General features: G+C 72.1%; 19 protein-coding genes. 5 read left to right on the top strand and 14 right to left on the bottom strand.

Translation table 11 applies throughout. From position 1 onward, the window contains the following. Positions 1-46: 46 nt before the first annotated feature. Positions 47-640, bottom strand: a complete 594-nt coding sequence (locus ACTWLT_RS25470) for a nucleotidyltransferase family protein (protein ID WP_445320528.1) — start codon at positions 638-640, stop codon at positions 47-49. Between the two features lie 141 nt (positions 641-781). Continuing rightward, positions 782-2491: a bifunctional 3'-5' exonuclease/DNA polymerase gene (locus ACTWLT_RS25465; RefSeq protein WP_445320527.1), complete on the bottom strand. Its 1710-nt coding sequence runs from the start codon at positions 2489-2491 to the stop codon at positions 782-784. A gap of 94 nt (positions 2492-2585) precedes the next feature. Between ACTWLT_RS25465 and ACTWLT_RS25460 the strand changes: the two genes are divergently transcribed. Both ACTWLT_RS25460 and ACTWLT_RS25455 read left to right on the top strand, forming a co-directional pair. Further along, on the top strand, positions 2586-4400 hold the full coding sequence (locus tag ACTWLT_RS25460) for an ABC transporter ATP-binding protein (protein ID WP_445320526.1): 1815 nt from the start codon (positions 2586-2588) through the stop codon (positions 4398-4400). After that, a complete protein-coding gene (locus ACTWLT_RS25455) occupies positions 4397-6163 on the top strand; it encodes an ABC transporter ATP-binding protein (protein WP_445320525.1) in 1767 nt (588 codons plus the stop codon). The genes ACTWLT_RS25460 and ACTWLT_RS25455 overlap by 4 nt, the downstream gene beginning before the upstream one ends. Positions 6164-6199: 36 nt before the next feature. Here the strand turns inward: ACTWLT_RS25455 and ACTWLT_RS25450 are convergent, their stop codons facing one another. The 5 genes from ACTWLT_RS25450 to ACTWLT_RS25430 are packed head-to-tail and all read right to left on the bottom strand — an operon-like array spanning position 6200 to position 11241. Next, the gene (locus tag ACTWLT_RS25450; RefSeq protein ID WP_445320524.1) at positions 6200-7129 is read right to left on the bottom strand and encodes a carbohydrate ABC transporter permease; all 930 of its coding nucleotides are present in this window, start codon (positions 7127-7129) and stop codon (positions 6200-6202) included. Continuing rightward, the gene (locus tag ACTWLT_RS25445; protein ID WP_445320523.1) at positions 7129-8037 is read right to left on the bottom strand and encodes a carbohydrate ABC transporter permease; all 909 of its coding nucleotides are present in this window, start codon (positions 8035-8037) and stop codon (positions 7129-7131) included. Before ACTWLT_RS25445 ends, ACTWLT_RS25450 begins: the two co-directional genes overlap by 1 nt. Before the next feature lie 16 nt (positions 8038-8053). Next, on the bottom strand, positions 8054-9505 hold the full coding sequence (gene ngcE / locus ACTWLT_RS25440; RefSeq protein WP_445320522.1) for an N-acetylglucosamine/diacetylchitobiose ABC transporter substrate-binding protein: 1452 nt from the start codon (positions 9503-9505) through the stop codon (positions 8054-8056). Between the two features lie 27 nt (positions 9506-9532). Next, positions 9533-10282, bottom strand: a complete 750-nt coding sequence (locus ACTWLT_RS25435) for a sugar isomerase domain-containing protein (RefSeq protein WP_252418321.1) — start codon at positions 10280-10282, stop codon at positions 9533-9535. After that, the gene (locus tag ACTWLT_RS25430) at positions 10279-11241 is read right to left on the bottom strand and encodes a MurR/RpiR family transcriptional regulator (protein ID WP_252418322.1); all 963 of its coding nucleotides are present in this window, start codon (positions 11239-11241) and stop codon (positions 10279-10281) included. The genes ACTWLT_RS25435 and ACTWLT_RS25430 overlap by 4 nt, the downstream gene beginning before the upstream one ends. 205 nt (positions 11242-11446) lie before the next feature. Between ACTWLT_RS25430 and ACTWLT_RS25425 the strand changes: the two genes are divergently transcribed. Then, on the top strand, positions 11447-12436 hold the full coding sequence (locus tag ACTWLT_RS25425) for an N-acetylglucosamine kinase (RefSeq protein WP_445320521.1): 990 nt from the start codon (positions 11447-11449) through the stop codon (positions 12434-12436). 338 nt (positions 12437-12774) lie between these two features. Here the strand turns inward: ACTWLT_RS25425 and ACTWLT_RS25420 are convergent, their stop codons facing one another. The 3 genes from ACTWLT_RS25420 to ngcE (ACTWLT_RS25410) all read right to left on the bottom strand — a co-directional run bounded on the left by ACTWLT_RS25420 (position 12775) and on the right by ngcE (ACTWLT_RS25410) (position 16063). Continuing rightward, a complete protein-coding gene (locus ACTWLT_RS25420; protein ID WP_445320520.1) occupies positions 12775-13680 on the bottom strand; it encodes a carbohydrate ABC transporter permease in 906 nt (301 codons plus the stop codon). Then, positions 13677-14585 (bottom strand): carbohydrate ABC transporter permease, encoded by a 909-nt coding sequence (locus tag ACTWLT_RS25415; RefSeq protein WP_252420433.1) that lies wholly within the window; start codon positions 14583-14585, stop codon positions 13677-13679. The genes ACTWLT_RS25420 and ACTWLT_RS25415 overlap by 4 nt, the downstream gene beginning before the upstream one ends. Positions 14586-14647: 62 nt before the next feature. Beyond that, on the bottom strand, positions 14648-16063 hold the full coding sequence (ngcE, locus tag ACTWLT_RS25410) for an N-acetylglucosamine/diacetylchitobiose ABC transporter substrate-binding protein (protein ID WP_445320519.1): 1416 nt from the start codon (positions 16061-16063) through the stop codon (positions 14648-14650). A gap of 192 nt (positions 16064-16255) precedes the next feature. Here ngcE (ACTWLT_RS25410) and ACTWLT_RS25405 point away from each other — a divergent pair, with 192 nt between their 5' ends. Next, positions 16256-17629, top strand: coding sequence for an acyltransferase family protein (locus ACTWLT_RS25405; RefSeq protein ID WP_445320518.1), 1374 nt, complete (start codon positions 16256-16258; stop codon positions 17627-17629). On the opposite strand, the gene ACTWLT_RS25400 is transcribed toward ACTWLT_RS25405, so the two are convergent. The 4 genes from ACTWLT_RS25400 to ACTWLT_RS25385 all read right to left on the bottom strand — a co-directional run bounded on the left by ACTWLT_RS25400 (position 17601) and on the right by ACTWLT_RS25385 (position 22179). Further along, positions 17601-19088: a CoA-acylating methylmalonate-semialdehyde dehydrogenase gene (locus ACTWLT_RS25400; protein WP_445320517.1), complete on the bottom strand. Its 1488-nt coding sequence runs from the start codon at positions 19086-19088 to the stop codon at positions 17601-17603. The genes ACTWLT_RS25405 and ACTWLT_RS25400 overlap by 29 nt on opposite strands. After that, positions 19085-20383, bottom strand: a complete 1299-nt coding sequence (locus tag ACTWLT_RS25395) for an aspartate aminotransferase family protein (protein ID WP_445320516.1) — start codon at positions 20381-20383, stop codon at positions 19085-19087. Before ACTWLT_RS25395 ends, ACTWLT_RS25400 begins: the two co-directional genes overlap by 4 nt. A gap of 127 nt (positions 20384-20510) precedes the next feature. Further along, positions 20511-21284 (bottom strand): hypothetical protein, encoded by a 774-nt coding sequence (locus ACTWLT_RS25390; RefSeq protein WP_445320515.1) that lies wholly within the window; start codon positions 21282-21284, stop codon positions 20511-20513. Positions 21285-21309: 25 nt separating this feature from the next. Next, positions 21310-22179, bottom strand: a complete 870-nt coding sequence (locus ACTWLT_RS25385) for a hypothetical protein (RefSeq protein ID WP_445320514.1) — start codon at positions 22177-22179, stop codon at positions 21310-21312. A gap of 76 nt (positions 22180-22255) precedes the next feature. Between ACTWLT_RS25385 and ACTWLT_RS25380 the strand changes: the two genes are divergently transcribed. Continuing rightward, positions 22256-23212, top strand: coding sequence for a hypothetical protein (locus ACTWLT_RS25380; protein ID WP_445320513.1), 957 nt, complete (start codon positions 22256-22258; stop codon positions 23210-23212). The last annotated feature ends 33 nt before the right edge of the window (positions 23213-23245 follow it).

Below are 23245 nucleotides of genomic sequence, written 5' to 3'. Positions count from 1 at the left end.
ACGGGCATCTGCCCAGCAGGTCGGCCGGCCGGGTCACGGCCGGCGCTCAGACGCCGACGCGCTGCGGCGGGACGGTCAGCCCGTAGAGCGCCATCAGTTCCGGGGTGTCGACCCGGCTGCCGTCGGCCACCGAGTCGCAGGCGATGTCGACGATCTGGTCCTTGTGGGCGAGCAGGTACGGCCGCGCGCCCACGTCGGCGCTGGCGAGGGTGGCTATCCCGGGCCAGTGCCGGCGGCCGAAGAGCATGGGGTAGCCGCGCAGCCCGTCGTACGTGGCGCAGACCAGCACGTCCGGGTACGGCAGCGCGGCCACCCGCCGGACCGCGACGGCGGTCAGGCCCGGCATGTCGACCGGGACCACCACCACCGCCTCGATCCCGTCGTCGTCCATGGCGGCCAGGCCGGCCCGGATGGACGAGCCGACCCCGGTGCCCCACGCCTTGTTGATCACTACTGTGGCCCTGCCCAGGTCGGCGGTCTCTCGCACCTGGTCAGCGGCGGCACCCAGCACGACCACGATCTGCTCGCAGCCCGCCTGGGTCATCGTGTCGATCATCTGGTTGACCAGGGGCTTCTCACCCTGGTGCAGCAGCGCCTCGGGACCACCGATGCGGCGGCCCCCGCCCGCGGCGATGATCATTCCTGCGATCCGGTTCAGCTGCGCCCCCTCCACCGTGGAGCGGACCGGGCACGGCGGTGCCCGGTCCGTCCCGTCCTACGGACACCGGATGCAACGAGTACGGCCGGCCCCGGGTAGCGGGGCAAATAGGAAAATCGTGCGCTATGCCGCGTCGGCGTAGCAGTCGACGATGGACAGATCCAGCGGAAACCGCACCGGAGTCTCGCCGAACAGCAGGCTCGTGGCCCGCTCACCGCTGCGGCCCACCGCCGCCGCCACCGCCTCGGCCTGCACCGCCGGACAGTGCACGATCACCTCGTCGTGCTGGAAGAAGACCAGCTCGGCGTCGGTGCCGGCCAGCTCGGTGCGCAACGTCGCCAGCAGCGTGGAGGCCCACTCCGCGGCGGTGGCCTGGATGACGAAGTTCCGGGTGAAACGCCCCCGCGACCGGGCGGCGCGAGCCCGGGGACCCTGCGGGTCGGCCGCGCCGTCCGGGTCGGTGGGCGCGTCGTCGGGGTCGCCGAACCCGGCCGAGCCGGGCGGGCAGGTGCGCCCCAGCCACGAGCGCACCAGGCCGCCCGCCTCACCGGTGCGCGCCGCCGCCTCGACATAGCCGAACGCCGTCGGGTAGCTGCGTTTGAGCACCGCCAACGCGGGCACCGCGGCCCCGCCCGTCTGCCCGTACATCGCGCCGAGCAGGGCCACCTTGGCCTTGGCCCGGTCACCGGCGAAGGAGTCCCGGGCCAGGGCGGCATACAGATCGCCGGCCCCGCCCGCCGCCGCCAACCGGGCGTCACCCGAGACCGCGGCCAGCACCCGGGGCTCCAACTGACCGGCGTCGGCGACCACCAACCGCCAGCCCGGATCGGCCACCACCGCCCGGCGGATCACCTTGGGGATCTGCAACGCGCCACCGCCCCGCGTGGCCCACCGGCCGGAGACGACCCCGCCCGGGACGTACTCCGGCTGGAACCGCCCGTCCCGCACCCACTGCTCCCGCCAGGACCAGGCGTGCGCCGTCCAGATCCGGTAGAGCTCCTTGTATTCCAGAACCAACGGCACCGCCGGATGGTCCACCCCCCGCAGCACCCAGGCCCGGGTGTTGGGCAGCTCCACCCCCGCCCGCGCGAACGCCTTCAGCAGCTCGGCCGGGGAGTCGGCGTGCAGCCGGCGGACGCCGAACGCGTCGGCGATCCGGGAGGCCAGCTCGGCCAGCCGGCGCGGCGGGCCGCCGACCGGGGACGGCTCACCCAGCAGGTCACCGAGGATGGCGTCGTGCACCTCGGCCCGCCAGGGCAGCCCAGCGACGCCCATCTCCACCGCGATCAGCGCACCGGCCGACTCGGCGGCCACGAGCAACCGGAACCGGCCCGGGTGCTCGGTGGCGGCGACCCGGACGAGCTGGTCGGCGTACACCTGGATCAGGGCCTCGATGCCCGGACCCGCCGGCCCCGGAAGCGCGTCGAAGAGCGCGCCCTGACCGTGCCCGGGCGGAGCGGCGGGGCGCGGCGGCGGATCCGGCGGCACCGGCGCGCCGCTGAGCCGGGCCCAGGCGGCGGCGAACGAGCGTGGCTCGCCCCAGCGGCCGGCGTGGCCGAGCAGCAATGCCTCGGTCAGCTCCACATCGTGGCAGCGCTCGACGCGCACCCCGGCCCGCAGCAGGGCCGGATAGACCGTGCCGGCGGCCGGCCAGACCCAGCGCGGATGCTCGGCGGCCTCCCGCGCTGCCACCGCCGCGGCCAGGTCGGTGACGATCTCGGTCGGACCGTTGGGGTGGCCGGCGGCGTCCAGCGGGCGCAGCTCTCCCCCACCCCGCTCATCCGCCACCACCGCCACCAGCACGGATGCGATTCTGCCTCGCCCCTGTGACATCGGCCGGGCGCCTCTACCGCGAACCGGCCAGACACGGGGTCGGGCGCGCGTAAACGGGTCGGTGGGTCGTGGCAGAGATCGGTAGCGTGGCCAGATGCCCCCGCAGATCCCACACCCCGACCCCGGCGTTCCGGACACCAGGGGGCCCATGCGCTACCTCTGGTGGCTGGTCCGCTGCCAGCCCTGGCGGGTGGTTCGCGGCAGCCTGCTCGGAACGGCCTGGATGGTCGGGCTGTCGCTGCGGCCCTACCTGATCGCCCGCGCCGTCGACGACGGGCTGCGCAACCGCGACACCCGTGCCCTGGCGCTCTGGGTCGCGGCGATCGTCGTCGCGGGAGGCGGGCTGTCGTACCTGGGCACCATGCGGCACCGCACGATGACCTTCATCCGGGAGGACGCCAAGGCCCGTTCGGCGGCCGTCGTGCTCCGCCAGGTCTCCCGCATCGGCGCCGCGCTGCCACGGCGGGCCGCCGCCGGCGAGGTCGCCACCATCGGCGGCTCCGACATCGACTGGTCGGCGCAGGTGCTGACGCTGACCGGCCCAGGGGTCGGCGCGGTCGTCGCGTACGCGGTCATCGCCGTGCTGCTCTGGTCGATCTCCCCGCTGCTCGCGCTCTGCGTGCTGGTCGGAGTGCCGGCGGTCGCGCTGGTCGTCGGGCCTCTGCTGCGCCGCCTCGAACGCGCGGAGTCGGTCTACCGCAAGCAGCAGGGCGCGCTCACCGCCCGGTCCGGCGACATCGTGGCCGGGCTGCGCGTGCTCGCCGGGGTCGGCGGCCGGGACCTCTTCGCCCGCCGGTACGCGGCCAGATCCCAAGACCTGCTCGCCGAGGGGTACCGCGTCGGCGCGGTCAACAGCTGGATCGACGCGGCGACGGTCGCCATCCCCGGGCTGTTCCTGGCGGCGGTGGTGTGGCTCACGGCCCGGATGGCGGTCACCGGCGACGTCACGATCGGCGAACTGGTCGCCGTCTACGGCTACGTGGCGACCCTGATCGTGCCGGTCTGGTTCCTGCTGGAGGGCAGCTACCAGTTGATCCGTGGCCGGGTCGCCGCCCGGCGGATCGTCGCCCTGCTCAACCTGAGCCCGGACGACGTCGGCGGCCCGGGTCGGCGAGGCCCGAACGCCGTACCCGACGCGCGCAGGCCGGATGTCGGGGTCGCGCCGGACGGCCCCGCCGACCTGCACGACCCGGTGACCGGGCTGACCGTCCGCGCCGGCCGGCTGACCGGCGTGGCCGCCGACGACCCGGCGGCGGCGCTGGCACTGGCCGACCGGCTCGGCCGGTACGTGGCCAGCTCCTGCACCTGGGGCGGCACTCCGCTGACCGGGATCGCCCTGGACGAGATCCGCGCCCGGATCCTCGTCGCCGACCACGACTCGTACCTCTTCGCCGGGACGCTGCGCGACATCCTGCTCCCCCGGCCCGAGGCCCACGACGACGCACGGCCGGAGGCCCACGACGCCCGGATCCGCGCGGCGCTGCGGGCCGCATCGGCCGAGGATGTCGTCGATGCGCTGCCGGCCGGCCTGGACTCGGTGATCGACGCCCGCGCCCGTTCGCTCTCCGGCGGCCAACGCCAGCGGGTACGCCTGGCCCGGGCGCTGCTCGCCGAGCCGGAGGTGCTGATCCTCGTGGACCCGACATCGGCGGTGGACGCGCACACCGAGGCGCGGATCGCCGAGCGGCTGCGTGCCGCGCGGGCCGGGCTGACCACGGTCGTGCTCGCCACGTCGCCGCTGCTGCTCAGCCGGGCCGACGTCGTCGCCCACCTGGCGGAAGGCCGGATCGTCGCCACCGGCACCCACCCGGACCTGCTCGACGAGGATCCCGGCTACCGGCACCTCGTGGCCCGCGACAGCGACCCCGCCGTCGAGCGGTCCGCCGACGCCGAAGGAGTCCGCCCGTGAGCCGGCTGCCGGTGGCCGAGCGTCACACCGTCCGCCGCGCGCTGCGCGACCTGATCGGCCGGCACCGGCGCGCGGTCGGCGTCGTGCTGGTGCTGCACAGCGCCGCCGCGGTCGCCGGGCTCGCCCCGCCCTGGCTGCTGGGCACCATCGTCGACCGGGTCACGGCCGGCGCGAACGTGGCCACAGTGGACCGGCTGGCGCTGGCGATCGGTGGTTGCGTGCTGGTGAGCGCGCTGCTCTCCCGGTACGCCCAGTACGCCGGCCACCGCTTCGGTGAGCGTGCCGTCGCCGAACTGCGCGAGGAGTTCGTCGCCCGGACCCTCGGCCTGCCCGTCTCGGTCGTCGAGCGCGCCGGCTCCGGGGACCTGGCCACCCGCAGCTCGGTCGACGTCGCGACCGTCGGCACCACCGTCCGGGACGTGGTGCCCACCATCGTCATCGCCTCGGTGCAGCTCACGTTGCTGTTCGGGGCGGTCTTCCTGCTCCACCCGCTGCTCGGACTGGCGGCGCTGGCCGGGCTGCCGTCGATCCTGGCGGTGACCCGCTGGTACCTGCGGCGGGCCAGCTCCGCCTACCTCACCGAGGGGGCGGCGGCGGCCGAACTGACCGAGACGCTGACCACCACCGCCGAGGGTGCCCGGACGGTGGAGGCGCTGCGGCTGGCCGACGACCGGATCCAGCACGGCACCACCCGCATCGCGCGCGTCTGGCGGGCCCGGCGAGCGACCCTCGCGCTGCGGACCGTGTTCTTCTCGGTGGTGGAGGCCAGCTATCCGCTGCCGATCGCCATCGTTCTGCTCGTCGCCGGGTACCTGCTCTCCCGGGACATGGTCTCGCTCGGCGCGGTGATCGCCGCCGCGCTCTACCTTCAGCAGGCGATCGAGCCGCTGGACCGGCTGCTGCAGTGGACCGAGCAGGCCCAGCGCGGGCTGGCGTCCTTCGCCCGGGTGCTCGGCGTCGGCCTGGTCCCGCCGGAGCCGCCCGGCACGACGGCGGAGTCGCGAGGTGAGCGACTCGTCGTGCGCCAGGCGCGGTTCGCGTACGCCGGCGGGCACGACGTGCTGCACGGCATCGACCTGGAGGTACGCCCCGGCGAGCGGCTGGCCGTCGTCGGCCCGTCCGGGGCAGGCAAGTCCACCCTGGCCCGGCTGCTGGCCGGGATCGACGCACCGCGCCGCGGTGTCGTCAGCATCGGTGGCTGCCCGGTCACCGACCTCGACCCGGCCGAGCGGCGTCGCCGGATCGCCCTGGTCACCCAGGAACACCACGTCTTCATCGGCTCGGTGCGCGACAACCTGGCCTTCGCCGCCCCGGACGCCACCGACGAGCAGATGCGCTCCGCGCTGGCCACCGTGGGCGCCGACTGGTACGCCGACCTGCCCGACGGCCTGGACACCGCGCTCGGCGACGGTGCCCGGCAGCTCGGCGCGGCCGAGGCGCAGCAACTGGCGCTGGCCCGGTTGGTGCTGGCCGACCCGCACACGCTGATCCTGGACGAGGCAACGGCCGCGCTCGATCCGACGACCGCCCGGCGTACCGAGCGGGCGTTGGCCGCCGTGCTCGTCGGGCGGACCGTCATCGCGATCGCGCACCGGCTCAACACCGCGCACGACGCCGACCGGGTCGCCGTCCTGGCGGACGGCCGGATCACCGAGATCGGCAGCCACGACGACCTCGTCGCGGCCGGTGGGGCGTACGCGGCCCTGTGGCACTCCTGGCACACCGACGAGCGCACGTCGGCCCGGAGGAAGTGGTCGTCCTGACCACCCGCTCCGGGCCGGCGTGCGTCGGGTGTCGGTCTACTTCACGGCGCCGGAGGTGAGGCCGGCCTGGATCTGACGCTGGAAGACCGCGTACACGATGATCATCGGAAGGATGGCGATGGTCAGCGCGGCGAACAACCCGGACCAGTCCGCCTCGTAGCCGGCGTTGACCGAGATGTCGGCGATGCCCTGGGTGAGCACCCACTTCTCCTTGGCGTTGGAGAGCAGCACCAGGGGAAGTTGGTACTGCGCCCACTGACCGATGATGTTGAAGATCGCCACGCTGATCAGGCCCGGCTTCGCCATCGGCATCATCACCTGGAAGAACAGCCGGGTGTGCCCGCAACCGTCGATCAACCCGGCCTCGGCCACCGACGACGGCAGCGTCTTGAAGAACGCGGCCAGGAAGAAGATCGTGAACGGCAGCGAGTACGCGATGTAGACCAGCACCAGGCCGGTGTGGGTGTCCAGCAGGCCCAGGTTCTTCACCACGAAGAAGAGCGGCACCAGGGCCAGGAAGACCGGGAAGGCCAACCCGGAGACGAAGAGGTAGTAGATCGCCCGGTTGCCCCAGAACTTGTACCGCGCCAGCACGTACGCCGCCATCGACCCGAGCAGCATCGTGCCGAACGTGCTGCACGTGACCACGATGACGCTGTTGAGGAAGTACCGGCCGACGTTCGCCTTGGTCCAGGCCCGGCCGAAGTTCTCCCAGCGCAACTCCGCCGGGAGCGTCCACGGGCTGCTGAAGATCTCGCTGGTGTTCTTGAACGCGGCGAGGAACGTCCAGAGGATCGGCACGATCACGATCACCGCCCACACGGCGAGCGCGACGTGCCCCAGGCCGGCGAAGAGCCGTACCTCCGATCGGGGGCCCTTCCGGCCCCGTCCGGTGGAGGCGCCGGGGTCTCCGGTCTTCGGCGGTAGCGCCGCCGGCGTCGGCGGCAGCGTCGACTGCGGGTTCATCAGTACTCCACGCTTTCCCGCTTGCTGAGCCGCAGCGTCAGCGCCGCGAACGTGAGGGTCAGGAAGAACAGGGCCACACCCATGGCGGAGGCGTAGCCGTATTTCGAGTACACGAACGCGTTGCGGTAGATCTCCATGGCGAGGACCGTGGTGGCGCCGTCCGGGCCGCCACTGTCCACCGAGAGCACCGCGACGATGGCGAACGCGTCGAACGCCGCGATGCCCAGGTAGACCCAGGCCACCTGGAGGGTGTCCCAGAGCAGCGGCAGGGTGACCCGGAAGAACAGCGTCACCTTGGTCGCGCCGTCCATCTCGGCGGCCTCGTAGATCTCACCCGGGATGGACGCCATGCCGGCCGAGAAGAGCACCACGTAGAAACCGACCGCCTGCCAGACCAGCACCGCGATGATCGACCAGAGGGCCAGGTTCGGCCGGATCAGGAAGAGCACCGGATCGAAGCCGAGCTTCATCAGCACGCCGTTGATCAGGCCCGACTCGTTGGGCCGGTAGACCATCTGGAACAGCACCGCGATGATGGCCACCGCCAGGACCTGGGGGAAGAAGAACACCACCCGGTAGAACTTCGACCCCCAGACCCCCTGGCGTTGCCCGCCGCTGCTCCGCCCGCCCACGTTGAGCAGGAAGGCGAAGAACAGCGCGATGGCGATGGTGATCAGCGGCAGGGCAAGCAGCAGTACGCCGTGGTGCTGGACCGCCTTCCAGAAGCTGCCGTCGTCGAGGAGCCTCCGGTAGTTGTCGAAGCCCACCCACTGCGGGGCGGACAGCCCCCGCCAGTTGGTCATCGAGATCTGGAACGCCTGTGCGTACGGCGCGATCACGAAGGTCACGTACAGCGCGACCGGGGCGAACAGGAACCCGATCACGAACGGATACTTGCCGTGCCGCATGACCCCTACGCTCCGATCAGCGCTTGAACTTGGTGACGGAGGTGTCCTTCTTGATCGCGTCGGCGCGCTTCTGGATCCGCTCCACGAAGGCGTCCGCCTTGATCCGGCCGAACATCAGCTCGTTGGTGGCGGTCCGCGCCTCCGTGTCGAGCTCCTTGTACCAGTTGTCGAAGAGCATGTTGAACACGTCCTTGCCGGCCGCCTTCAGGGCCGCCTGCGCGCTGGCGACACCCGGCGGGAACTGGAAGCCCTCGCTGCCGGCCGGCACGACCGTGGCCGCACCGACGGTCTCGGTGAAGCCCCGGGCGCCCGCCTTCGACAGCATCTGGCGCATGTACTCCATGCCGCCACGCGGGTTCTTGCTCTTGGACGAGACGAAGTATCCCTCGCCACCGGCCGCCCGGATGGCGGTGGCCGGCAGCTTGTCCGACGCGGTGAGGCTGGGCACCGGCATGAGCTGGTAGGTGAAGCCCGCCGGCGTGTCCTTCTTCTGCTCGTTCTCCAGCCAGTCGCCGGACGGGTAGAAGGCGACCTTGCCCTGGTTCTGCCGCAGCTGCACGTCGGTGTGCTTGAGCCCTTCGAAGCTCTTGTCCGAGTACTTCGCGCCGATCTCGGCCCACGCCTCCGCGGCCTGCTTGACGGCGTCCTGCTGCCAGGCGCCGTCCTCCAGGTTGTCGATGTTCTTCAGCACGTCCGGGCCGCCGATCTTCGCGGCCTGGCTCAGGATCACGTTCCACTGGTAGTAGGCCGCGTTCGCCCCGGCGTAGCCGTACGGGGTGATGCCCTTGGCCTTGATCTGCTCGCAGAGCGCCTTGAACTGGTCGAAGGTGGTGGGCGCGGTCCAGCCGTTGTCCTTGAACAGCTTGCCCGAGTACCAGATGCCGTAGACCGTCGAGACGTAGTACAGGACGAACGGCTTGCGCTGCCCGTCCGCGGTGCTGAACATGCCCTGCTCGACGACGCCCGGGATGATCGTGTCGCGGACCTTCTTGCTCGCGTCGTCGACCGACGGCGCGTCCCACAGCTCGGTGAGGTCCTGCAGCTGGCCGTCGTTGACGAGCGCACCGAAGTCGAGGAACTTCTCACCCGAGTTGTTGACGAACTCCGGCGGGTTGCCGCTGGCGAACCGCGGCTGGAGCACGGTGGAGACCGCCTGGGTCGCCTGGTGCTTGACCTCGGACTTGGGGAACGCCTTCTTGTAGAGCGGCTCGTGCACGTCGGTGGCGTACTTCTCGCCGTAGCCACCGTTGAAGATGACCACCTCGATGGGGGCGTCCTCCTTGACGCCCAGCGGGTTGGTGGCGCTCTTGGTGCCGCCGGAGGCCTGCTCGTTGTTACCGTCGTCGCCACTGGTGGCGCAGGCGCTGAGCAGGCCGATGGCCGGAGTGGCGAGCATGCCCACGGCGGCGGCGCGACGCAGCACCGTGCGACGGTCGAGTGCTGCCGGGTGCTCGGGGGTAATCGACATCGTCGTCTCTCCTTGTGGAATTTCGGGTCAGGCGGTGCGCCGGAGGCGACCGGCGTACCGCGACTCGAGGGCGATGTTGTGCTCGTCCCCGCCGGGGACGTTGGCGGAGAGGTAGATAGGGGGTACCTCTCCGGCCTGGTGGAACCGTCGTACGACCTCCGCGGTCAGCAGCTGCGCCAACAGCGCCGTGGTGACCGAGGAGACCGCACAGACCGCGCCGCCGCCCTCGAGCGGCAGCAGTGCATCGCCGTACGGCGCGCCATTGTCCAGCACGACGTCGGCGAGGTCGGCGAGCCGTTGACCGGACGGGTGTCGCGGGGCGACCCGTGCCGTGTGCTCGACGGAGGTGACCGCGATCAACGGGTGACCGCGCTCGGTGACCAGCGCCGCCAGCTCGACCACCGAGCCGTTGATGCCGGACTGGGACGCCACCACGAACACGTCGCGCGGCTGCGGCGCCGCGAGCGCGTAGATCTGGTGGGCGATGGAGGGGTCGCGTTCCAGTTTCGGGTCGGCGAGCACGCCCGGCGGGGCGTCGCCGTGCACGACCAGGTCACGCACCGAGAGCCGGTTGGTGGGGACCAGCCCGCCCGCCCGGGCGACCAGCTCGGCGGCGAACGCCTCGGAGTGCCCGGCGCCGAACGCCTGGAGCACACCGCCGGCGCGCAGGCTCTCGGCGATCAGGTCGGCGGCCCGGGTGATCCCGTCGGCCTCGGAGTCGAGCAGCCGGTCGAGCACCGGGCGGACCGCGTCCACGTACCCCTGGGCGCTGATCATGAGACGGCTCCCTTCGCGGCCTTGTGCCCGTCGACGGCCTGCGCGGTACGCCGGAAGGCCGCGTGCGCCCGGTCGTGGGTGCGCTGCGCGACGGCGATGTAGAGCAGGTCGAGCACCACCAGTTGGGGGTGCCGGGCGGAGAGCGCGTCCGGCCGGAACGTGGTCGCCTGGCTGGCGGTGAGCAGCACGATGTCGGCCAGTTCGGCCAACGGCGAGCGGGGGAAGCCGGTCAGCGCGATGGTCGTGGCGCCGCGGCTGCCCGCCTCGGCGAGCATCTCGATGGTCTCCCGGGTCTGCCCGGTGTGCGAGATGCCCAGCGCCACGTCGCCGGCGCGCAGCAGCGCGGCGCTGGCCAGCCCCTCGTGCACGTCGTTCCAGGCCCACGCGGCCACGCCGATGCGGTGCAGGCTGAACTGCATCTCCTCGCCGACGAGGGCGCTGCCGCTGGCACCGAAGATGTTCACCCGACTGGCGCCAGCGATCGCCACCGCGGCCCGCTCCACCTCGGCGAGGTCGAGCAGCGTGGCGGTGTCGTGCATGGCCCGGGTGTCGGCGGCCATGATCTGGTCGAGCACCCGGGCCAGCGGGTCGCTCGGCTGGATCTCGCGGCCGATGTCGACGGTCCAGCCGGCCGAGCGAGCCCGGCCGGTCTCGGAGGCGATGCCCAGCCGCAGGTCGGCGTAGCCCTCGAAGCCCATCGCCCGGCAGAAGCGGGTGATGGTCGCAGGTGAGGTGCCGCTGCGCTCGGCCAGCTCCACGATGGTGGATCGGGCGGCGGCCTCCGGGTCGCTGAGCACGTGCTCCGCGACCCGGCGCAGCGCGCCGGTCAGGTCGGCCAGCCCGTTGCGGACGCGGGCCAGCACCCCGTCGGAGGCCGATCCGAGTGTGCTCCGCCGGTCGAACGCGTCGGCGTCGACCACCGCGGTCCCCGCGGCGGTGTCCACCTCGTGATCAACCATGCGACGCCTCACCTTTCCGAAAAGACTGTTAACTGTTAGTGGTAAAAGTTCTTACTGAAGGCCCCTCTGTGTCAAGACTGTGGGCGAAGTTTTCAAACTGTTACCTGGCGCACTGCTCGCCGAGCCCGTCGGATCTTGCCGTGTGGGACGGCACCGACCAGCATGAATGAGCCCGTCGCCGCCCACCGCAAGGAGGCCCGTGCCGATGTCCGACACCGTCGTGGTCGGTCTCGACGTCGGGGGTACGTCCACCCGGGCGACCGCCCTGACCCTGACCGGCGAACGCCTCGGCACCGGCCGCGCCGGCGGCGGCAACCCCACCAGTCACGGTGCCGAACGGGCCGCCGCCGAACTGCTGACCGCCCTGCGCGGGGCACTCGCCGACGTCGACCCCGACCGGGTGGCGGCCGGCACCATCGGGCTGGCCGGAGCGGCCCGGCTGCTCGCCGACCCGGCCGGACGAGCCGCCTTCGACCGGGCCTGGCACGACGCCGGCCTGCGCTGCCCGTACGCCGTGCACGGCGACGCCCTGGTCGCCTACGCCTCCGGCACCGCCGACCCGGACGGCACGGTCCTCATCGCCGGCACCGGCGCGATCACCGCCCAGGTCCGCGACCTGCGGCTGGACCGGGTCGCCGACGGCCACGGCTGGCTCCTCGGCGACGCCGGGTCCGGCTTCTGGCTGGGCCGCGAATCGGTCCGCCGGCTGCTCGCCGACCTGGACGCCGGCCGCACCCCGGGCGCGCTGACCACGGCGGTGCTCACCGAGCTGATGGGCAGCGCCGAGATCGCCCCCCGCCCCCGCGACACCGTGGACGCCACCATCCAGGCGGTGACCCGCCGTCCCCCGGTCGAGCTGGCCCGGCTGGCACCGCTGGTCGTCACCGCCGCCGCCGACGGCGAACCCGTCGCCGGCGCGCTGGTGGCCGAGGCCGCCGCGCACCTCGCCGAGAGCGTGGACCGCATCCGTCCGCCCGCGGCGGTGACGCCGGTCGTCCTCGGGGGCGGGCTGCTCACCGGGGACACCCCGCTCGCCGCCGCCGTCCGGGCCGAGGTCGGCCGGCGCTGGCCGCAGGCCCCGCTGCGCACCGCCGGCGACGGGGCCGCCGCCGCGGCCTGGCTCGCCGCCCGCGAACTACCCGAGGTCACCAACCCGGCCGCCCTGCACGCCCGCCTCTTCCCCACCACCGGCTGACCACCGAACCCCGCCCCGCCCCGCCCCGCCCCGCCGGGCCATGATCGCGCTGGATCCTGGATGTAGTTCCCACCTCGCGGCAGGAGGCAACTACATCCAGGATCGAGCACGATCAAGGCGTAAGTCGCCGCCCGCGGCCCAGCCGCCACGCGCCCGCCCGGCGCAGGCAGGCACACGACCACGATCCGCGCACCTTCGGTGATGCTGCTGGCTCGCGGCGCCGTGAGGCAGCAATACCACCGAAAGTGCGCGGATCCTGGGCTCGGGGTAGGAGTCCGGAGGGCAGGCAGCGGGGCGATCAGGATCGGTCAGCCCTGCGGGGCTGGCGGACCGGCTGGCTACTTGAGCTGGCCCGCGGTGAGGCCCGACTGCACCTGTCGCTGGAAGAACACGTACACGGCGAGCACCGGCAGGACCGCGATGCTCAGCCCGGCGAAGAGGCGGGCGTAGTCGCCGGCGTACCCCTGGCTGACCGACAGGGCGAACAGCCCCTGGGCGAGCACCCACTTCGACTCGTCGCCCTGCATCAACACCTGGGGTAGCAGGAACTGGTTCCAGTGACTGAGGAAGTTGAAGATCGCAACACTGATCAGTCCCGGACGCGCCATCGGCAGCATCACCCGGAAGAAGAGTCGGAAGTGACCACACCCGTCGACCATCGCGGCCTCCGCCACCGAGGTCGGCAGGGTCCGGAAGAACGCGGTCAGGAAGAACACCGTGAACGGCAGCGAGTAGGCCGCGTACACCAGGATCAGCCCGCGCCAGGTGCCGAAGAGGCCGGCGTTGCGGACCACGAAGAAGAGCGGCACCAGGGCGAGGAACACCGGGAACATCAGCCCGCCGACGAACAGGTAGTAGACGAACTGCCGGCCGCGGAACTCGTACCGGGCGAAGACGTACGCGGCGGTGGCGCCCATCAGCATGGTGAGGCTGACCGAGCCGGCCACCACCACCAGGCTGTTGAGGAAGTACCGGCCGATGTGCGCGCCGGTCCAGGCCCGCGCCCAGTTGTCCCAGTGCAGCGCGCCGGGCAGCCCCCACGGGTCGGCCAGGATCTCACCGTTGGTCTTGAACGAGCTGATGAACATCCACAGCAGCGGCAGGACGGTGAGCAGCCCCCAGATCAGCAGGAAGCCGTGCGAGAAGGCGTTGGCCACCCCGAGATCCCGGCGGAGGGGGCGGTCCCGCCCGGCGGCCCGCGTCGGCGCGGTGGCGGCGGAGGCGGGCTTGTCCAGTGTGGTCATGAGTACTCGATCCGATCGCGCCGGCCAATCCGCAGCGACAGCACCGCCACCGAGAGGGTCAGGAAGAACATCACCACGCCGATCGCCGAGGCGTAGCCGAACTTTGTCTCGCTGCCGAAGGCCGTGTCGTACATCCGGACGCCGATCACGTCGGTGGAGAAGTTCGGCCCACCGTTGGTCATCAACTGCACGAGGATGAACCCGTCCAGGGCGAAGATGGCGAGGTAGACCCAGGCGACCTGGACGGTGTCCCAGAGCAGCGGCAGCGTGACCCGCCGCAGCGTGGTGAACCGGGACGCGCCGTCGAGCAGCACCGCCTCGTAGATCTCCTTCGGCACGGCCGACATCGCCGCCCCGAACAGCACGACGTAGAACCCGACGTTGCTCCACACCATCACCGCCAGCACGCACCAGAAGGCCGTCGACGGGTCACCGAGCCAGGTCGGCGCGGGCAGGCCGAGGCCGTGCAGGGCGCTCGTGAGCAGCCCCTTGTTCGGGTGGTAGACCTCCTTCCAGAGCAGCGCGATGATCACCACGGAGAGCACCTGGGGAAAGAAGTAGACCGTGCGGTAGAACGCGCCGCCACGTACACCGGTCACGCCGGCGCGGCCGCTGCGGCCGCCCATGGCCAGCATGGTGGCGAAGAAGAGCCCGAGCACGATGGTCAGCACCGGCACCAGGCCCAGCAGGATCGCGTTGTTCTTCAGCGCGTTCCAGACGTAGTCGTCGTGCCACAGGGCCTTGAAGTTCGCCAGGCCGACGGAGTTGGCCTCGGGCGAGTAGCCGAGCCAGTCGGTGGTGGAGATCTGGAACGCCTGCAGGTACGGGGAGACGACGAAGGCGACGTAGAGCAGCACCGGCGGCACCAGGAAGGTGACGATCAGCGGCCACTTGCCATGTCTCACGATGAGGACCTTTCGCGGTGTTGCGGCCGGTGGGGGTGGATCCACCCCCACCGGCCGGGCTGTCAGGCCGCTCGCTTGTACTTCTTGACCGAGGTGTCCTGGGCGATCGAGTCGGCGCCCTTCTGGCACTGCTCGAGGAACTCCGCCGGGCTGGTCCGACCGCTGAAGAACTCACCGCACGCGGCGTCCACGAGGTTGCGCTCCAGCTTGCGGTAGTAGTTGTTGTAGACCCAGTTGAAGCCGTTGGCGCCGGACGCGTCGAGCGCCTTGACCACGGTGTTCAGCCCGTACGGCAGCTCGACGCCCTCGGTGGCGCCGGCGACCACGGTGAGGCTGGAGACCTTCCGGGTGAAGTCCTGGGCGCCCTTGAGGGAGAGCATGGTCCGGAAGTATTCGAGGCCGCCGGCCACGTTGCGGGCCTTCGCCGGCACCATGAACGGCTCACCGGCGGTGCCCCGGATCGCCTCGAACGGCAGCTTGTCACCGCTGCCCAGGCTGGGCGTCGGCGCGATGGTCATGTTGAACCCGGCCGGGGTGACGTCCTTCTGCTCGCTCTCCAGCCAGGAGCCACAGGAGATGAACGCGGCCTTGCCCTGGCACCACGCGGTCTGCGACTGCTTGTGGTCCAGGCCGGGCGAGCCCTCCAGGATGTACTTGTCCTTGACGATCTGGTACCACGCGTCGGCGGCGGCCCTCATCGAGTCGGACTTCCAGGCGTTCGGCTCCAGGTTGTCGATCGCGGTGGCCACCGAGGGGCCGCCGAGCTTGATCGCGGTGGCGATCACCGGCCAGCTCATGTAGCGCGGGTGCAGGCCGGCGTACGTCCAGGGGGCGATGCCGGCGGCCTTGATCTGCTTGCAGAGCGCGATGTGCTCGTCCCAGGTCTTGGCGTACTCCCACTTGCGCTCGGTGAACAGCTTGTTGGAGTACCAGATGCCGTAGGCGGTGTAGGTGTAGTTCAACACCAGGAACTTGCCGTCGTAGGAGCCGACCTCGACCGCGCCGGGCAGCAGCGTGTCCTTGACCGTCTTGCCGGGGACGTCGAGGCTCGGGGCGGCCAGCAGCTCGCCGAGGTCGGCGAGGGCGTTCTGGCTCACCAGGCCGTTGAAGTCGATCTGGCCGGCGCCGGAGTTGTTGACCACGTCCGGCGGGGTGCCGTCGACGAAGCGCGGCTGGAGGCTCTTGCTGATCTCCTGGGTGACGGAGTGCTTGACCTTCGCCTTCGGGTACTTCTCGGTGTACATGGCCTCGTGGGCCTTGGCGTACTCCTCGCCGAACCCACCGCCGAAGATCACCACCTCGAGCGGTGCGTCCTCCTTGACGCCGAGCGGGTTCTGTTCGCTCTTGGTGCCCTTGTAGGCGGTGGCGTCGTCCTTGTCACCGCCACCGCCACTGGCGCAGCCGGCCAGCAGGCCGGCGGCGGGGGTGGCCAGCAGGCCGGCGGCGGCGCTGCGCCGCAGGATGTCACGCCTGTTCATGAGTTCTCCTCGGGTCGGGTCGGGCGGTCGCCTGGTGCTGGGGGAAGGCGTCCGTCTCGCGAGGCACGTTGATTCTCTTCAGTTCACACCATGTTGCTGAAGAATTTCTACGACAGCGCGGGCCCGACTTCAAGTACTGACGGCCGAACCGTTATCACCACCGGCCAACACCGGGTCGCATAGCCTGGGGCGATGCGCCGCCTGCGCCAGCTCGCCGAGCGCACCCCGGCCGGCCGGGAACGGTACGTCGACCTGCTCCGCGCGGTCGCCATCACCATGGTCGTTCTCGGACACTGGACCGCCAGCGTGATCGAACGGGACGACGCCGGCCAGCCCACCGGGCACTCCGCGCTCGGCGACCTGCCGTGGGCGTACCCGCTGACCTGGATCGCCCAGGTCATGCCGGTCTTCTTCCTGGTCGGCGGCTACGCCAACGCGGCCTCGCTGAGCCGGCTGCGCGCCCGGAGCGGTGACTCCGTCGGCTGGCTGCTCGACCGCAGCACCCGACTGGTCCGACCCACCAGCGTGCTGGTGCTGGTGCTCGGCGCCGCCGCCGCGCTGGCCCGGCTGCTCGGCACCGACCCGACCCGGATCCGCGAGGTGGTCTGGTTCGCCACCATCCCGCTCTGGTTCCTGGTCGCCTACCTGGCGGTGGTCGCGCTCACCCCACCGATGCACGCGCTGCACCGCCGCTTCGGCCTGGCCGTACCGGTCGTCCTGGTCGCCCTCGTCGGCCTCGGCGATCTGGGACGGCTCACCGGGCCGGTGGAGCTGAGCTACGGCAACTACCTGTTCGGCTGGCTGGCCGTCCACCAGCTCGGCTTCGCCTGGCACGACGCCCGCGCGGCCGGGCCGTCGGCCGCCGACCATCCGGGGGTACGCCGACGCCCGCTGCCCATCTCCCGCCGGGCCGGCCTGGTGTTCCTGGCCTGCGGGCTGGCGGTGCTGCTGCTGCTCACCGCGCCCGGCCCCTGGCCGGTGTCCATGCTCAACGTGCCCGGCGCGAGGCTGGACAACGCCGCGCCGCCCAGCCTCGCGCTGCTGGCCCTCGCCACCGCCCAGCTCGGCCTGATCCTGCTGCTGCGCGGCCCCGCCGAGCGCCTGCTGCGCCGCACCGGCCCGTGGCAGGTGGTGATCGCGGTCAACCTGGTGGTGCTGACCGTCTTCCTCTGGCACCTCACCGCCGCGATCCTGCTGATCGGGCTGCTCGACGTGACCGGCACGCTGCCCACACCGGCGGCCGGCTCGGCCGACTGGTGGGCATGGCGGGTGCCCTGGCTGCTGCTGCTCGCTGCCGTCCTGGCGGTGCTGGTCGCCATCTTCGGGCCGGTGGAGGCCCGCAGCGCCCGACACCGCACCGGCCGTCGTGGCGGCCACGGCACCACGGTTCGCAGGCTGCTGACCGTGGCCGGCTACGTCGCCGTGGTGGTCGCACTGCTGATCAACAGCGCGACCCCGAAAGGTGCCCCGGAGCCGCTCGGCATGCCCGTCCCGGCGCTCCTGGCGTACCTGGCCGGGGCGGGCATGCTGCGGCTGCTCAGGTCTGGGTGGGGAAGCCGAGGTTGACCCCGCCGTGCCGGGGATCGAGCCACCGGCTGGTGACCACCTTGCCCCGCGTGAAGAAGCGCACCCCGTCCTCACCGTGCGCGTGCAGGTCACCGAAGAGCGACGACTTCCAGCCGCCGAACGAGTGGTACGCCATCGGCACCGGGATGGGCACGTTGATCCCGACCATGCCCACCTCCACCTCGTGCTGGTAGCGCCGGGCCGCCCCACCGTCGTTGGTGAAGATCGCCGTGCCGTTGCCGTACGGGCTGGCGTTGACCAGCTCCACCGCCTCGTCGTACGAGCCGACCCGGACCACGCTCAGCACCGGCCCGAAGATTTCGTCGGTGTAGATCGACATGTCCGGGGTCACCCGGTCGAACAGCGTGGGGCCGAGCCAGAAGCCGTCTCGGTCGCCGTCCGGCGTCACGTCCCGACCGTCCACCACCGGCACCGCGCCGGCGGCCACCCCGGCGTCGACGTAGGAGCGCACCTTCGCCGCGTGGGCGGCGGTCACCAGCGGACCCATGTCGCAGCCCCGCCGGCCGTCGCCGGTGCGCAGACCGGCCATCCGGGCGGCGATCCGTTCGACCAGCGCGTCGGCGACCGGCTCGACCGCCACCAGCACCGAGATGGCCATGCACCGCTCCCCCGCCGAGCCGAAGCCGGCGTTGACCGCCGCGTCGGCGGCCAGGTCCAGGTCGGCGTCCGGGAGCACCACCATGTGGTTCTTCGCCCCACCGAGCGCCTGCACCCGCTTGCCTGCGGCGGTGCCGCGTTGGTAGACGTACCGGGCGATCGGGGTGGAGCCGACGAACGACACCGACCGAACCTCCGGGTGGTCCAGCAGCGCGTCGACGGCCTCCTTGTCGCCGTTGACCACGTTCAGCACCCCGTCCGGCAGGCCCGCCTCGGCGAACCACTCCGCCAGCAGCAGCGCCGCGCTCGGGTCCTTCTCGCTCGGCTTGAGCACCACCGCGTTGCCGCAGGCCACCGCGACCGGCACGAACCACAGCGGCACCATCACCGGGAAGTTGAACGGAGAGATCACCGCGACCACCCCGAGCGGCTGCCGGATGGTGTACGAGTCGACCTCGGTGGAGACGTTCTCGCTGAACGCGCCGCGCAGCGCCGACGGCAGGCCGCAGGCGTACTCGATCACCTCCAGGCCGCGCTGCACCTCGCCGGCGGCGTCGGCGAGCACCTTGCCGTGCTCGGCGGTGATCACCTCGGCGAGCCGGTCCCGGCGGGCGTGCACCAACTCCCGGAAGGCGAACAGCACCGCCGACCGCTTCGCCAGCGACGCGTCCCGCCACGACCGGGCGGCGCGGGCGGCGGCCTGCACCGCGACGTCGACGTCCGCGGTGCAGGCCAGCTCGACCTCGGCGGTACGCCGACCCGTCGCCGGGTCGAACACGTCGCCACGCCGCTCGGACGTGCCGCCGACCCGCTTGCCGTCGATGAAGTGACCGATGCTCATGCCGCCACCCCCGCCGAGGAGCGGATCGCGTCGACGAGAATGGCAAGGCCCTCACGGGCCTCCTCCTCGGTCAACGTCAACGGTGGACCCATCCGCAGCACGTTGCCGTACAGGCCGCCCTTGCCGGCCAGCAGGCCGCCGGTCCGGCACGCCTCGAAGACCCGGTTGGTCAGCGCCGGATCGGGCTCGTTCGTCCCCGCCCGGACGAACTCGACGCCGAGCATCAGCCCCTTGCCGCGTACCTCCGCGACGCAGTCCAGCCCACCCACCGCGGCGCGCAGGCCGTCGGCGAGGATCGCGCCGACGCGGGCCGCGTTGGCCTGGAGGTCGTGCTCGACGAGGTAGTCGAGCACCGCGTTGCCGGCCGCCGTGGAGATCGGGTTGCCGCCGAAGGTGGAGAAGCTGATCGCCGGCACCGACTCCAGCACCTCGGCCCGGCCGACCACCCCGGCCAGCGCGAACCCGTTGCCGATGCCCTTGGCGAAGGTGAGCAGGTCGGGGGTGACCCCGTGCGCCTGGTAGCCCCAGAAATGCTCGCCGGTGCGCCCCCAGCCGGTCTGCACCTCGTCGGCGATGAACAGGATGCCGTGCTCGTCGAGGACCTTCTTCCAGCCCGCGAAGAGCCCGTCCGGCGGGTGCACGAAACCGCCCACACCCTGGATCGGCTCGGCGATCAGCGCGGCCACGTCGCCGGCGGTCTGGGTGGCCAGCACCTCGCGCAGGTCCTCCACCGCGGCGTCGACCTGCTCCTCGTCGCTCAGCCGGGCCAGCAGGCCGCGCACCCGGTCACCCGAGTGCAGCCAGGCCACCTGCAGCGGGTTGAGCCCGCTGGCCGACCAGTTGCGGTTGCCGGTGACGCCCATCGCCGCGTACGACCGGCCGTGGTAGCTGTTGCGCACGGCCAGGATCTGGTGCGAGCGGCGGTGGTTGGTGGCGACCAGCAGCGCCGCCTCGTTGGCCTCGGTGCCGGAGTTGGTGAAGAACACCCGCGCGTCCGGGATGCCGGAACGCTGCGCGATCTTCTCGGCCAGTTCCACCTGCTGCCGGATCAGGTAGAGCGTCGAGCTGTGCACGATGCCGGTGGCAAGCTGACGCTCCACCGCCTCCCGGATCTCCGGGATGTCGTAGCCGATCATGTTCGTCAGCACCCCGCCGAAGAAGTCCAGGTAGCTGCGGCCCTGGGCGTCGGTGACCCGGCGGCCCGAGCCGGCGACCAGCTCGATCGGCTCGGCGTAGTACAGCGGCATCCAGGACGGGAGCACGGCCCGGTGCCGGGCCAGCAGGTCGTCGGTCATCGTGGCAACCCTTCAGCGGCATTCATGGATACCGCACGCTCCCACCGGGTGCCGGTGTGGACAACTGCCACTGTGTAGCGCAGCGGTCGTCCGCTCCTGACAGTGCGTCAGCCCAGCGGCGGGAGCGTCAGTCGGCGCGCAGCACCGTCCGGCGTCGGGCCGCGCCGCCGACAGCCGGCGCGTGCAGCGCCGCCGCGAGCACCGCGAAGGCCACCCAGCCGGCCACCACGGCAAGGACCGGCGAGTGGCCCTGCCACCAGTGGTACGCGGCCAGGAAGCCCACCAGCGCCAGGCTGTTGCGGGCGAAGTGCCGGCTGAACGCCACCAGGTCGCGGCGGCTCTCGACGGCGACCAGCACCCCCGAGTACGGGAAGGTCACGACCATCGCCCGCAGCAGCTCACCGAGGAGCCCGGTGAGCGTCGCGCCGAGCAGGATCACCAGCAGCTTGACCGGCGCCGGCAACGGCTGCCCCGTCCCCGCCTGCGGGTCGGTCTCCGGCTGCGGGTCGGTCTCCGGCGCCGGCCTCGGGGCGGGATGCTGCCGGCGCAGCAGCAGCATCGCCAGCGCCCAGAGCGCCACGGTGCCGGCCAGCGCCGGCCCGAACGGCACCGGCACGGCCAGCAGGCCCGCGCTGAACGCCACGTAACCGGCGATGCCGGCCGCGTCGGCGAGCAGGATCGGCCAGCGCAGCCGGTGGTGGGTGACCGCCACGACGACGAAGAACAGGTTGAGGCCGAGCACCCCGAGCAGTTGCGCGCCCTCCACCCGGTGCCCGGTGCTCACCAGCGCCACCGTCATCGGCAGCGGGAGACTGTAGACGAACGCCCGCAGGCGCACCGACCGGATCAGACTGACCGCCCACACCACCGCCGTCACCAGCAACACTCCGCTGACGGTCATCGGCGCGCATGCCCTCCGGTCGCGGTCAGTCGAGGAAGGTCGCGGCCTCGACGCAGACGTCGAAGACATCGGTCAACCGGGCCAGGTCCGCCGCGTTGACCGAGAACTGGTTCTCGGTGATCTCACCGTGCGCGCTCATCACGCCCTCCCAGCAGGCGGTGCCGTCCCACACGGTCAGGTTGACGTGCCGCGAGGCGTCCACCACGCCCCACGGCAGCAGCCCCACCCGCACCCCGGCGCGACGCTGCGCCCGCACCAGCTCGGTCAGCTCGTCGGTCAGCCCGGCGTGCAGGAAGACCCGGGTGATCCGTACGCCGCGACCCAACGCCTCGACGTTGGCCGCCCAGTAGTGCCGACCGATGTCACTGCGCCACCAGCTCAGCTCACCGCTGGCCCTCGGCATCACGTTGGTCACCGCGTCCAGCCGCCGCACGCACTCCCGCGTGCCGCCGAGCAGGTCCTGGCAGTCGTCACCCGGCCGGACGATCCGACCGGCGCGCAACTGCTCGGTCTGCGCCCGGAACCGCTCGAAGCGGCGCCGGGCCTCCTCGGCGACCCGGGTGCCCGGGTGCCGTTCGACGGCCTCCCGGGTGCCGGTGACCACCTCGGGTACCGCGTGCACCAGCCAGGGCGGCCCCTCCAGCAGCGTCCGCAGGTGGAAGCGGCGCTCGGCCCGGGCCAACGAATCCACCAGCAGCGAGATGGTGGTGCCCATCAACCCGGCGAGCAACGACTCCACCCCGGTCGCCGCGTTGGTGAGGTCCAACGTGACCGACAGCGAGATCGACAGCAGGATGCCGACCAGCGCGACCGGGTCGGTGTGCGCCAGCAGCCGGACGAACCCACCGGCCGGCCCGGCCCGGTCGACGCGGGAGCGGCGGAGCAGATCGGTCATCGACGTACCTCCCGGGCGTCGGCTGCCGCCAGGGTACGACGGGACGACAACGCAGCCGTCCCGGTACGATCCGGCGGTGCCCGAGCTGCCCGTACCGCTGACCGTCGGCGCGCCGGGCGAGCCGACCGCCGGCATCGCCGGATGGGTCTGCGCGGACCCGATCCGCCGACTGGTCGCCGGCTTCGGCGGCAGCTGGCCCGACGGTGACCTCACCGAGGTGCTCCGGTTCCTGGACGAGTTCTCCGCCCGGCACTGGGACTTCCGGGGCGGCCGGGAGCGGCCCGACGCCCGGGAGCCGTACCTCGACCCGGCCACCACCGAGCTGGTGCTCACGTCGGCGGCCGCGCTCGGGCTGGTCCGGCCGGTGGCGCCGGCCAAACCGGCGTACGCCCATCTGGTGGTCCTCGGCGGTCTGGCGCACGCCTGCGTACGCCGGGTCGGGTACGCCGCCCACCTGCTGCGCGCCGGCCTGCGGGTGACCGGCGAGGTCGCCGTGCTGGGCAGCTTCCGTCCGCTGACCGAGTGGGAACGCCGGACCCTGGCCGACGCGGGCCTGCCGGCCGACGAGACCGAGGTGGACGTACTCGACTCGGCGGTCCGGCGGATCTTCCAGGTGACCGCACCGGCGCAACAGGACGGTCTCGACGCCGGCCATCCGCACCATTCCTGGTCCTCGCGGACCTACCGACCGGCGGGACTGCCGTCGGTACGGGTGCTCGCCGCGCCGTCGAGCGAACCGGATCGGCGGCGCGCGCACACCGCCGACACGCAGCGGTTCTGGGCCGGGCACGTCCAGCTCGCTCCGGGCGACGACGTGCTGATGGTCACCGCGCCGATCTACGTGCCGTTCCAGCACTGCGACGCGCTGCGCACCCTGGCCGTGCCGTACGGCTGCGACATCGACACCGTCGGCGTGGACCCGGCGCTGGCCGACCTGGCGGTGCTGCCCGAGCAGACACTCACCCCGGGCCGCTACCTCCAGGAGATCCGCTCGGCGATCCGCTCGATGCGCGCCCTGCACGACGAGCGCTGACCGCCGTCGCCGGCCGGCATGCGCGCTGCCCCG

The organism is Micromonospora yongxingensis (assembly GCF_052601155.1).
The sequence above is the reverse complement of the archived record's forward strand: the minus strand, read 5'-3'. Positions and strand labels throughout refer to the sequence as shown.

Coding starts and splice junctions, on each gene's coding strand:
- ACTWLT_RS25470 (WP_445320528.1), bottom strand. CDS start 640: ATGATCATCGCCGCGGGCGGGGGCCGCCGCATCGGTGGTCCCGAGGCG.
- ACTWLT_RS25465 (WP_445320527.1), bottom strand. CDS start 2,491: ATGTCACAGGGGCGAGGCAGAATCGCATCCGTGCTGGTGGCGGTGGTG.
- ACTWLT_RS25460 (WP_445320526.1), top strand. CDS start 2,586: ATGCCCCCGCAGATCCCACACCCCGACCCCGGCGTTCCGGACACCAGG.
- ACTWLT_RS25450 (WP_445320524.1), bottom strand. CDS start 7,129: ATGAACCCGCAGTCGACGCTGCCGCCGACGCCGGCGGCGCTACCGCCG.
- ACTWLT_RS25445 (WP_445320523.1), bottom strand. CDS start 8,037: ATGCGGCACGGCAAGTATCCGTTCGTGATCGGGTTCCTGTTCGCCCCG.
- ngcE (WP_445320522.1), bottom strand. CDS start 9,505: ATGTCGATTACCCCCGAGCACCCGGCAGCACTCGACCGTCGCACGGTG.
- ACTWLT_RS25435 (WP_252418321.1), bottom strand. CDS start 10,282: ATGATCAGCGCCCAGGGGTACGTGGACGCGGTCCGCCCGGTGCTCGAC.
- ACTWLT_RS25430 (WP_252418322.1), bottom strand. CDS start 11,241: ATGGTTGATCACGAGGTGGACACCGCCGCGGGGACCGCGGTGGTCGAC.
- ACTWLT_RS25425 (WP_445320521.1), top strand. CDS start 11,447: ATGTCCGACACCGTCGTGGTCGGTCTCGACGTCGGGGGTACGTCCACC.
- ACTWLT_RS25420 (WP_445320520.1), bottom strand. CDS start 13,680: ATGACCACACTGGACAAGCCCGCCTCCGCCGCCACCGCGCCGACGCGG.
- ngcE (WP_445320519.1), bottom strand. CDS start 16,063: ATGAACAGGCGTGACATCCTGCGGCGCAGCGCCGCCGCCGGCCTGCTG.
- ACTWLT_RS25405 (WP_445320518.1), top strand. CDS start 16,256: ATGCGCCGCCTGCGCCAGCTCGCCGAGCGCACCCCGGCCGGCCGGGAA.
- ACTWLT_RS25400 (WP_445320517.1), bottom strand. CDS start 19,088: ATGAGCATCGGTCACTTCATCGACGGCAAGCGGGTCGGCGGCACGTCC.
- ACTWLT_RS25395 (WP_445320516.1), bottom strand. CDS start 20,383: ATGACCGACGACCTGCTGGCCCGGCACCGGGCCGTGCTCCCGTCCTGG.
- ACTWLT_RS25390 (WP_445320515.1), bottom strand. CDS start 21,284: ATGACCGTCAGCGGAGTGTTGCTGGTGACGGCGGTGGTGTGGGCGGTC.
- ACTWLT_RS25385 (WP_445320514.1), bottom strand. CDS start 22,179: ATGACCGATCTGCTCCGCCGCTCCCGCGTCGACCGGGCCGGGCCGGCC.